Genomic DNA, 9,585 nt, shown 5'->3' with positions numbered 1-9,585 from the left:
GAGATGGAGAGCGGGACGGGCAGGTCGCCCCGCGCGGCCGGCAGCTCCAAGGGGATGGAAGCGGAGTACCCGCCGGACGCATTCACCGACCCCGGCTCGGTGCCGGTGTCCGAAGCACGTCCCGCGTAGTGGCCACCCGTGGGTGCCAGCTGCGCCTCGCCCAGGCCCGGCCACACCGCTGCGACAAGAACCACGGCGAAACACAGCCACCGGCTCCGAGACATCCCATTCATTGTGTACCCCCTCAGGTACGCCCTACACGTTCGCCGTTGCCGACGACCCCAGGGGGCTAATAAGGGAAAAACGGATTAATTGGAAGGCCCCTGCCGCGCGTCGCAATCCCTGTCATGACGCACGGGGATGTTTCAGGGGGGATTCAGGCAGGCAGGGCGCGGGGAAGGGCCTGGGCCCGGGCCAGGTCGCGCGCCAGCTCCGCCTCCCGCGCCTGTCTTTGGGCGGGCGAGGTGAAGGCAATGGCTGCCAGGGATTCCACCGCGGCGGCGGTGATGCGGTCCACGCCGTCGCGGGAGAGGACGCCCGCGTGGAAGGCCTCCACCGCCGCGCCGACATACGTGTCGAAGAAGAAGACATGCTGCGCGCGCCACTCCTCGCGCTTCGGCTCCGGCGTCGCCACCACGTCGTGGATGAACACGGCGCGCACCGCCTGGGGTTGGGCCGCGCGCATCCTCGCGCCGAACTCCACGTCGCCCTGGCCGCTGTCGCCCACGAAGACGAAGCCGTACTCGGGGAAGAGGCGGGCGTAGCGCTCGAAGTTGTCGAACTTCTTCTGCGCGATGCGCGTGTTGCCCACGAGGTAGAAGAAGCTGCCGGACAGCATCACCGCCAGCGGCACACCGCGCTCGCGCAGCGACTCCAGCGTGGCGTTCTCGATGAGGCCCAGCGGATCCTGCGGCCGGGCGCTCACGAACGTGAGGTCCCCCGCGCGGCCCGGGATGATGCCCGGTCCCCGGTCCAGCTCCTGGTAGAACGCGAGCACGCCCGGGTACACCGTCTTCTTCGGGTAGCGCGCGTCCACCCAGTTGGCGAAGAACGTGTCGTCGATGTCGCTCAAGATCTTGTTCTCGCCGCTGGGGACGGCGTCCGCTTCGCGCTGGAAGTGGCCGAGCAGCTCCGCGCGCAGGGCCGCGTCATCCACGTCGTCGAAGAGCAGGTGTTGCAGGTCGTGGTACTCGCCGCCTCCGTCGAGCAGGTTCTTGAACGCGGTCAGCTCCCGGCCCTTGAGCCCGAGGAACAGGTCGCGCAGCCGCCGCTCGGCCTGGGAGTGCGTGGCGCCCCGCTGGAGCGCGGTGGCCAGCGACGCGCGCACCGGTAGGGACAGCTCCGGGGCCCGGTGCGTGCACAAGAGCTCCAACAGCTCCGTGTGGTGATCCGGGCCCACCAGCCGGTCGTCCAGGTCCGACAGCAGGCGCACGAGGTCCACGTTGGACAGGAGGAAGTTCAGCTCCTCGCCGGTGGTGCCCTTCAACAGGTCCAGGATGCGGCGCTCGTCGTCCCGGTCCGTGTGGCCGGTCATGTCCCGGCGCAGCGCCTGGAGCTTCGTCGTCGCGATGGACAGGTCCATGTCGCTTCTCCCGGAGCGCGCCCGGCGTGGGCCCGCGGACCGCGGAGCCTACGCGGCCCCACCCGGGGCCAGCCACCCCCCGTGACATGGCTGGCGGTTCCTGCTTCCCTTCGCCGCATGATTTCGTCTTCCCCCTTCGTGCCCCTGGCCCTGCGACCCGACGAGGTCCACGTGTGGCTCGTCGAGCCCGAGCGCATCGACGACCCCCGGCTGCTGGCGGCCTACCTGCCCCTCCTGGACGTCGGTGAGCGCGAGCGGCAGCGGCGCTTCCACTTCGAGCGCCACCAGCGCCAGTTCCTCGTGTCGCACGCGCTGGTGCGGCTGACCCTGTCGCGCTACGCGCCCGTCGCCCCGGAGTCATGGCGCTTCGTCCCGAACGAGTACGGGCGCCCCGCCATCGTCGGCCCGGAAGGGCAGTGGCTGCGCTTCAACCTGAGCCACACCGACGGCATGGCGCTGGTCGCGGTGGGCCGGGACGCGGACCTGGGCGCGGACATCGAGGACGCCCAGCGGCCGGGGGAGACGGTGGAGATCGCGGACCACTACTTCGCGCTCTCGGAGGTGAAGGCCCTGCGCGCCCTGCCCAAGGAGCGCCAGCAGGAGCGCTTCTTCGAGTACTGGACCCTGAAGGAGGCGTACATCAAGGCGCGCGGCGCGGGCATGTCGCTGCCGTTGGATCAGTTCGCCTTCGACCTGCTGCCGGGCCAGATGCCCCGCATCACCTTCGACCCCCGGATGGGGGACGTGCCGGACGTGTGGCAGTTCGTGCAGCACAAGCCGTCCGAGCGCCACCAGGCGGCGGTGGCCTTCCGAAGGCCGCGCGGCGGGCCGCTCACCGTGCGCTGGCAGCACACCGTGCCGCTCGCCGGGGACGCTCCGCCGCGCATCGTGACCGTCTAGCGGACGGGGGCCATCCAGCGCGTCAGGTCCTCGCGCACGGCGGCCAGGACCGGCGGCCCGTGGGTGCGGATGAAGAAGTGGCCGCCCTCGAACTGGCGGATGCGCACCTCGGCGGTGGACTCCGCGCGCCAGTGCTCCATCAGGTCCATGCCCACGTGCTTGTCCGCCTTGCCGCCGTAGACGGACAGCGGGATGTCCAGCGGAGAGGCGTCCGCGCCGTTCTCCGACCAGGCCAGGGCGAAGTCCGCGCGCAGCGTGGGCAGGATGAGCTCCAGCAGCTCCTTGTGCTGGAGGACCTCCTCGGGCGTGCCGTCGTACTCGCGCAGCTTCGCGATGAAGCCCGGGTCGTCCAGCTCGTGGATGGGCTCCCGCTCGTTGTGGGAGGGCGGCGGCGCCGCGGCCGCGATGAAGCCCAGCGGCCGGGGTCCTCCCTGGCTGCGCAGCCTGCGGCAGACCTCCAGGCTGATGCGCGCACCCATGCTGTAGCCGAACAGCGCGAAGGGCCGGTCCATCAGCGGCGTCAGCACCGGCATCAGCACGTCCAGCAGCGCCGGCAGCGACTTGTAGGCGGGCTCCATCAGGCGCCGCTCGCGGCCGGGCAGCTGCACCGCGCACAGCTCCACGCCCGTGGGGAGCGCGTTCGCCCAGGGCGTGTAGATGGCCGCGCTCCCACCCGCGAACGGCAGGCAGAACAGGCGCAGCCGTGGCTCCGGCAGCGGCTTGCGGGACGGAAACCAGCGATCAAGGACAGGGGGAGTCGGTGGGGTCGCCATGGGGCGGCCGTCTATACCATGCGCCGCTCCCACGGAACGCCTTCCCGCACGCACGGTGAAGCCCCTGGCCTCACTCCTGGGGCGTGGCGGTGAGACAGCCATCCTGCCGGGTGGGGTGGTCATGTTTCATGGCCCGCTCCCGCATGTCGCATCCGGTGTGTCTCACCCCGGGCGCTACGGAAAACTTTCATGGCCACGGTTGGGTGGAAACCCGGTTGTGCTACCTTCCGCGCCCGTGAGCTACGAGCTTTCACATCTTGAGGCGCTGGAAGCCGAGTCCATCTTCATCATCCGGGAAGTCGCGGCGGAGCTGGACCGGCCCGTGCTGCTCTTCTCCGGTGGCAAGGACTCCGCGGTGATGTTGCACCTGGCGGTGAAGGCCTTCTGGCCGGCGCCGCTGCCGTTTCCACTGATGCACGTGGACACGGGGCACAACTTCCCGGAGGTCCTCCAATACCGCGACCAACGCGTGGCGGAGCTGGGGGCGCGGCTCATCGTCGCGTCCGTGCAGGAGGCCATCGACGCGGGGCGGGTGACGGAGGAGAAGGGCCCGCGCGCGTCGCGCAACCGCCTGCAGACGCAGCCGCTCCTGGAGGCCATCGAGAAGAACGGCTTCAACGCCGTCTTCGGCGGCGCGCGGCGCGACGAGGAGAAGGCCCGCGCGAAGGAGCGCGTGTATTCCTTCCGCGACGAGTTCGGCCAGTGGGATCCGAAGAACCAGCGGCCGGAGCTGTGGGGCCTGTACAACGGCCGCCACCGTCGGGGTGAGCACCTGCGCGTCTTCCCGCTGTCCAACTGGACCGAGCTGGACATCTGGCAGTACATCGGCCGGGAGAACGTGGCGCTGCCGTCCATCTACTACACGCACCGGCGCGAGGTGTTCCGCCGCGACGGCATGCTGATGGCGTGGTCGCCGTTCCTGCAGACGATGCCCGGCGAGCAGGTGACGACGGAGACGGTCCGCTTCCGCACCGTGGGCGACATGACGTGCACCGCGTGCGTGGAGTCCACCGCGGCGACGGTGGAGCAGGTCATCGCGGAGGTGACCGCGTCGCGCGTCACCGAGCGCGGGGCCAGCCGCACGGATGACAAGTTCAGTGATACGGCGATGGAAGACCGCAAGCGCGAGGGATACTTCTAGTGGAACTGCTGAGATTCGCGACCGCGGGCTCCGTGGATGACGGCAAGAGCACCCTCATCGGGCGGCTGCTGTTCGACACGAAGTCCATCCTCGAGGACCAGCTCGCCGCCGTGGAGCGCACCAGCCATGCGCGCGGGGACGAGTACGTCAACCTGGCGCTGCTCCTGGACGGGCTCAAGGCCGAGCGCGAGCAGGGCATCACCATCGACGTGGCGTACCGCTACTTCTCCACGGTGAAGCGCAAGTTCATCATCGCGGACACGCCGGGACACCTGCAGTACACGCGCAACATGGTGACGGGCGCGTCCACGGCGGACCTGGCGCTCATCCTGGTGGACGCGCGCAAGGGCGTGCTGGAGCAGACGCGGCGGCACGCGTTCATCGCGTCGCTGCTGCGTGTGCCGCACCTGGTGCTGTGCGTGAACAAGATGGACCTGGTGGACTACGACCAGGGCGTCTTCGACCGCATCCGCGAGGAGTTCCGCCAATTCTCAATGAAGCTGGACGTGTCGGACCTGTCGTTCATCCCCATCTCCGCGCTGGGCGGGGACAACGTGGTGACGCGCTCGGAGAAGATGCCCTGGTACCAGGGCCCCACGCTCCTGCACCACCTGGAGAACGTGCACATCGCGTCCGACCGCGACCTCATCCACCTGCGCTTCCCCGTGCAGGGGGTCATCCGGCCCGCGTCCGCGAAGAAGTTCCACGACTACCGCGCGTACTCCGGCCAGATCCTGGGCGGCGTGATGCGGCCGGGTGACGAGGTGATGGTGATGCCGTCCGGCTTCACCACGCGCATCAAGTCGCTGGAGCTGGCCGGCAAGCCGGTGACGGAGGCGTTCCCGCCCATGTCGGTGAACGTGTCGCTGGAGGAGGAGCTGGACATCAGCCGCGGCGACATGCTGTGCCGGCCGGGCAACCCGCCCACCGCGAGCCAGGACATCGACGCGATGGTGTGCTGGCTGTCGGACCAGACGGTGCTCAACACCGGGGCCCGGCTGGCCATCAAGCACACCACCCGCATGGCGCGCGCGATGGTGAAGCAGCTGCACTACCGGCTGGACGTCAACACGCTGCACCGCGATGAAGAGAGCGCCGGCCTCAAGCTCAACGAGGTGGGCCGCGTGACGCTGCGCACGACGGTGCCGCTCTTCTTCGACGAGTACCGCCGCAATCGCAGCACCGGCAGCTTCATCCTCATCGACGAGAGCACCAACGCCACCGTGGGCGCCGGGATGATCAACGGCCCGGCCGTGGAGAGGTAGAGCGACGATGCATCAGCGCCCGGGCTTCATCCTCTGGTTCACCGGCATGTCCGGCGCGGGCAAGAGCACGCTGTCCACCGCGGTGGTGCGACAGCTGGCGCCCGTGCAGCGCGTGGAGCTGCTCGACGGGGACGAGGTGCGCACGTACCTGTCCCGCGGCCTGGGCTTCACCCGCGCGGACCGCGAGGAGAATGTGCGCCGCATCGGCTACGTGGCGCGGGTGCTCGCCAAGCACGAGGTGGGTGTCATCACCGCCGCCATCTCCCCGTACAAGAGCTCGCGGGACGAGGTGCGCGCCCTGGCCACCCAGGCCGGCATCCCGTTCCTTGAGGTGTACGTCCAGGCAAGCCTGGAGGCCCTCGTCGCCCGGGATGTGAAGGGGCTCTACAAGAAGGCCCTGGCAGGGGAGATCCCCCACTTCACGGGGGTGTCGGACCCCTATGAGCCGCCTGAAGCCCCTGAAATCATTGTCCGCTCCGACTCGGAGACGGTGGAAGCGGGGCTCGAGCGCATCCTCGACACGCTGAGGGACAGGGGCCTGCTTGCCTCCGCGGCGAGCGCGGCCTGAGCCACCGTACCGCGAATATCCAGCTGCTCCGGAGGGTCGAGAAAGCAGGCGCCGCCTGCGCCTGGATCGTCTATCCTCCGCGCCGAAACGTACTCACCGGGACAGGACCTCCATTCATGTATTTCGATGATATCGAGTACGTTGAGCTCTGCGTCGGCGACGCTGCGGCTGCCTCCGGTTTCTACACGGACAGCCTGGGCTTCACGCGCGTGGCGGAGGGTGGTCCGGAGACGGGGCTCGTGGGGCGACGCTCGGTCCTGTTGCAGCAGGGGACGTTGCGGCTGTTGCTGACGCAGGGGCTGGCGGCGGACGACGCGGCCTCCGTGTTCGTCGAGCGGCACGGCGACGGCGTCCGGGACATCGCGCTGCGCACGAAGGACGCGCTGGCGGCGTTTGGCCACGTCACGCAGCGCGGGGCCCAGCCCTTGCGCGAGCCGGTGACGGGGAAGGACGGCGCGGGCAAGCGCATGCTCCAGGCCACCGTGGCGGCGATGGGGGACGTGGTGCACTCGCTCATCCAGAGCGACGCCGTGCCCGGGACGTTCCTGCCGCCGGGGCTGGTGGCGCGCCAGGCGCCCATCACGCTGGACGGGGCGCACTTCTCCGGGTTGGACCACCTGGCCATCTGCCTGGAGCCGGGCACGCTGGATGAGACGGTGCGCTTCTACCAGCACGTCTTCGGCTTCCGTCAGTCCCACCAGGAGGTCGTCCACACGCACGCCAGCGGGATGAACTCCAAGGTGGTGCAGAGCCCGTCGGCGCGCATCGTGCTGCCGCTGCAGGAGCCGCTGTCGCGGGAGAACCCCGGCCAGATTGGCGAGTTCCTTCGCCGGCACGGCGGCCCCGGCGTGCAGCACCTGGCGCTCTTGACGACGGACATCGTCGGGTGCGTGCGCCAGCTGCAACAGCACCTGCCGTTCCTGGAGATCCCCGCGCGCTACTACGAGCGGCTGGAGTCGCGGCTGGGCGCGCTGGACTTCGACCTGGTGCCGTTGCAGCAGCTGGGCATCCTGGTGGACCGCGACGAGTGGGGGACGCTGCTGCAGACGTTCACCCGCTCCGTGCACCCGCGCCAGACGCTGTTCTTCGAGGCCATCCAGCGCCAGGAGGCGCGCGGCTTCGGAGGGGCCAACATCCGCGCGCTCTTCGAGGCGGTGGAGCGTGACTACGCGCGGGTCCAGGCGTGAGCGCGGCCCGGGGTGAGGCCGTGTCGCTGCCGCTCGCGGCGTGGGCCCGGGAGCTGAAGCCGTCCGCCATCCAGGACATGCTCCAGCGCATCCACCGGCCGGGCATCCTGTCGCTGGCGCTGGGGCTCCCCGCGCCGTCGCTGTTCCCGTCCGCGGGGCTCGCCGCGGCCTCCGCGAAGGTGATGGCGGAGGAGCCGCTGGCGCTCCAGTACCGCCCCACGCTGGAGCCGCTGCGCCAGCAGGTGGTGGCGCTGATGGCCCGGCGCGGCGTGACGTGCGTGCCGGAGCAGGTGTTCCTCACCGCGGGCGGTCAGCAGGGGATGAGCCTGCTCACGCGGCTGCTGTTGGATCCGGGCGGCACGGTGCTCCTGGAGGACCGCGTCTATTCGGGCTTCCAGCAGGTGTTGGATCCGTTCCAGCCGAAGCGGCTCACCGTGCCCACGCACCCGGAGACGGGCATCGACGTGGACGCGGTGCGCGCGCTGCTGGAGCGGGGCGAGCGGCCCGCGCTGCTGTACACCATGAGCGACGGCCACAACCCGCTGGGCGTGAGCATGCCGCTGGAGTCGCGGCAGCGGCTGGTGGCCCTGGCGCGCGAACACCAGCTGCCCATCATCGAGGACGACGCGTACGGGCTCCTTCAGTACGAGCCCCAGACGCTGCCGGCGCTGCGCGGGCTGGAGGACCGGTGGGTGTACTACGTCGGCTCCTTCTCCAAGGTGCTGGCGCCCGCGCTGCGCGTGGGGTGGGTGGTGGTGCCGGAGGCGATGGTCGGCCGGCTCGCCACGGTGAAGGAGGCGAGCGACATCGACACCACGACGTTCGCCCAGCGCGTGGTGCTGGCGTTCCTGGAGTCCGGCGCGCTGCCGGCGCACCTGGAGCAGCTGCGCGCGGGCTACCGCGAGCGCCGCGACACGCTCGTCGCCGCGCTGGAGCGTCACCTCGCGCCCCACGGCGCCCGGTGGACGAAGCCCGCGTGCGGCATGTTCGTCTGGGTGGAGTTCCCCGACCGCGTGGACACCACGGCGCTGCTCGGCCGCGCGCTGGAGGAGGTCCAGGTGGCCTTCCTTCCGGGGCAGGCCTTCTCCGTGGCGGGGGGCCGGTCCGCGTCGCACGGCCTGCGCCTCAACTTCTCCCACGCGGAGCCCGCCGTCATCGAAGAGGCCGTGTCCCGCCTGGGCCGCGTCCTCGCGCGAAGCTGAAGGCCCATGCGTCCCCTGTGCCTGGACGAGTACGAGCAGCAGGCCCGCGCGCGGTTGCCCGCGGACGTCTTCGACTACGTGTACGGCGGCAGTGACGATGAGTCCTCGCTGCGCGACAGCCACAAGGCCTTCGACGCGTGGTGGCTGCGGCCCAACGTGCTGGTGGACGTGTCCCGCTGCGACACGTCCGTGAGCCTGCTGGGCACGACGCTTGCGCACCCGCTGGTGGTGGCGCCCATGGCGTACCAGTGCCTCGCGCATCCGGACGGAGAGGTGGCCACCGCGCGCGCGGCCGGGGCGCTGGGCGGGCTGATGACGGTCAGCACGATGGCCAGCCGCACGCTGGAGGACGTGGCCCGCGCCGCTTCGGGGCCGCTCTGGTTCCAGGTGTATTGCTTCCGCGACCGCGCGGTGACGACGGCGCTGATCCGCCGCGCGGAGGCCGCGGGCTACCGCGCGCTGGTGCTCACGGTGGACACGCCCCGGCTGGGCCGCCGGATGCGGGACATGCGCAGCGGCTTCGGCCTGCCGGCCCACGTGCGCGCGGCCAACTTCGATTTGGACGTGAGCCAGGCGCTGGCCACCCGCGCGCCGGGCGAGTCGGGCATCGCGGCCCATGCGTCGCGGGACTTCGACACCGCGCTGACGTGGGAGGCGGTGGCGTGGGTGCGCTCGGTGTCGAAGCTGCCGGTGCTCCTCAAGGGTGTGCTGACGGCGGAGGACGCGGAGCGCGCGGTGGCGGCGGGCGTGGACGGACTCGTGGTGTCCAACCACGGCGGCCGGCAGCTGGACGGGGCCATCCCTCCGCTGGAGGCGCTGCCGGAGGTGGTGGCGGCGGCGCGCGGCCGGTGCGAGGTGCTGGTGGATGGCGGCATCCGCCGGGGCACGGACGTGCTCAAGGCGCTGGCGCTGGGCGCGAAGGCGGTGCTGGTGGGGCGCCCGGTGTACTGGGGGCTCGCGGTGGGGG

The 9,585-nt window shown here is 70.7% G+C and carries 10 protein-coding genes; 7 read left to right on the top strand and 3 right to left on the bottom strand.

The annotated features are described in order from the left end of the window. Both D7V97_RS44355 and D7V97_RS34255 read right to left on the bottom strand, forming a co-directional pair. Window positions 1–194, bottom strand: a 194-nt coding sequence (locus D7V97_RS44355) for a hypothetical protein (RefSeq protein WP_147445092.1), incomplete at its 3' end; no start/stop codon positions are given. A gap of 182 nt (window positions 195–376) precedes the next feature. Beyond that, entirely contained in the window at window positions 377–1,582 is a 1,206-nt protein-coding gene (locus D7V97_RS34255) for a phosphatase domain-containing protein (RefSeq protein WP_120614826.1), read from the bottom strand. Between the two features lie 117 nt (window positions 1,583–1,699). Between D7V97_RS34255 and D7V97_RS34250 the strand changes: the two genes are divergently transcribed. After that, the gene (locus D7V97_RS34250) at window positions 1,700–2,482 is read left to right on the top strand and encodes a 4'-phosphopantetheinyl transferase superfamily protein (RefSeq protein ID WP_120614825.1); all 783 of its coding nucleotides are present in this window, start codon (window positions 1,700–1,702) and stop codon (window positions 2,480–2,482) included. Here the strand turns inward: D7V97_RS34250 and D7V97_RS34245 are convergent. Then, entirely contained in the window at window positions 2,479–3,255 is a 777-nt protein-coding gene (locus D7V97_RS34245) for a thioesterase II family protein (RefSeq protein ID WP_120614824.1), read from the bottom strand. The genes D7V97_RS34250 and D7V97_RS34245 overlap by 4 nt on opposite strands. Before the next feature lie 235 nt (window positions 3,256–3,490). On the opposite strand from D7V97_RS34245, the gene cysD reads away from it, so the two are divergent. The 6 genes from cysD to D7V97_RS34215 all read left to right on the top strand — a co-directional run. Beyond that, window positions 3,491–4,396, top strand: a complete 906-nt coding sequence (gene cysD, locus D7V97_RS34240) for a sulfate adenylyltransferase subunit CysD (protein WP_199729031.1) — start codon at window positions 3,491–3,493, stop codon at window positions 4,394–4,396. Continuing rightward, entirely contained in the window at window positions 4,396–5,661 is a 1,266-nt protein-coding gene (locus tag D7V97_RS34235) for a sulfate adenylyltransferase subunit 1 (RefSeq protein WP_120614822.1), read from the top strand. The genes cysD and D7V97_RS34235 overlap by 1 nt, the downstream gene beginning before the upstream one ends. 7 nt (window positions 5,662–5,668) lie before the next feature. After that, window positions 5,669–6,229: an adenylyl-sulfate kinase gene (gene cysC, locus D7V97_RS34230; RefSeq protein WP_120614821.1), complete on the top strand. Its 561-nt coding sequence runs from the start codon at window positions 5,669–5,671 to the stop codon at window positions 6,227–6,229. 116 nt (window positions 6,230–6,345) lie between these two features. Beyond that, a complete protein-coding gene (gene hppD, locus D7V97_RS34225) occupies window positions 6,346–7,416 on the top strand; it encodes a 4-hydroxyphenylpyruvate dioxygenase (protein WP_120614820.1) in 1,071 nt (356 codons plus the stop codon). Beyond that, the gene (locus tag D7V97_RS34220; RefSeq protein WP_233583403.1) at window positions 7,413–8,618 is read left to right on the top strand and encodes a PLP-dependent aminotransferase family protein; all 1,206 of its coding nucleotides are present in this window, start codon (window positions 7,413–7,415) and stop codon (window positions 8,616–8,618) included. The genes hppD and D7V97_RS34220 overlap by 4 nt, the downstream gene beginning before the upstream one ends. 6 nt (window positions 8,619–8,624) lie before the next feature. Continuing rightward, on the top strand, window positions 8,625–9,585 hold a 961-nt coding region (locus D7V97_RS34215), incomplete at its 3' end, for an alpha-hydroxy acid oxidase (RefSeq protein WP_147445091.1).

The organism is Corallococcus sp. CA053C, assembly GCF_003611675.1.
GTDB lineage: Bacteria > Myxococcota > Myxococcia > Myxococcales > Myxococcaceae > Corallococcus.
This window is presented reverse-complemented; position numbering and strand designations above follow the sequence as displayed.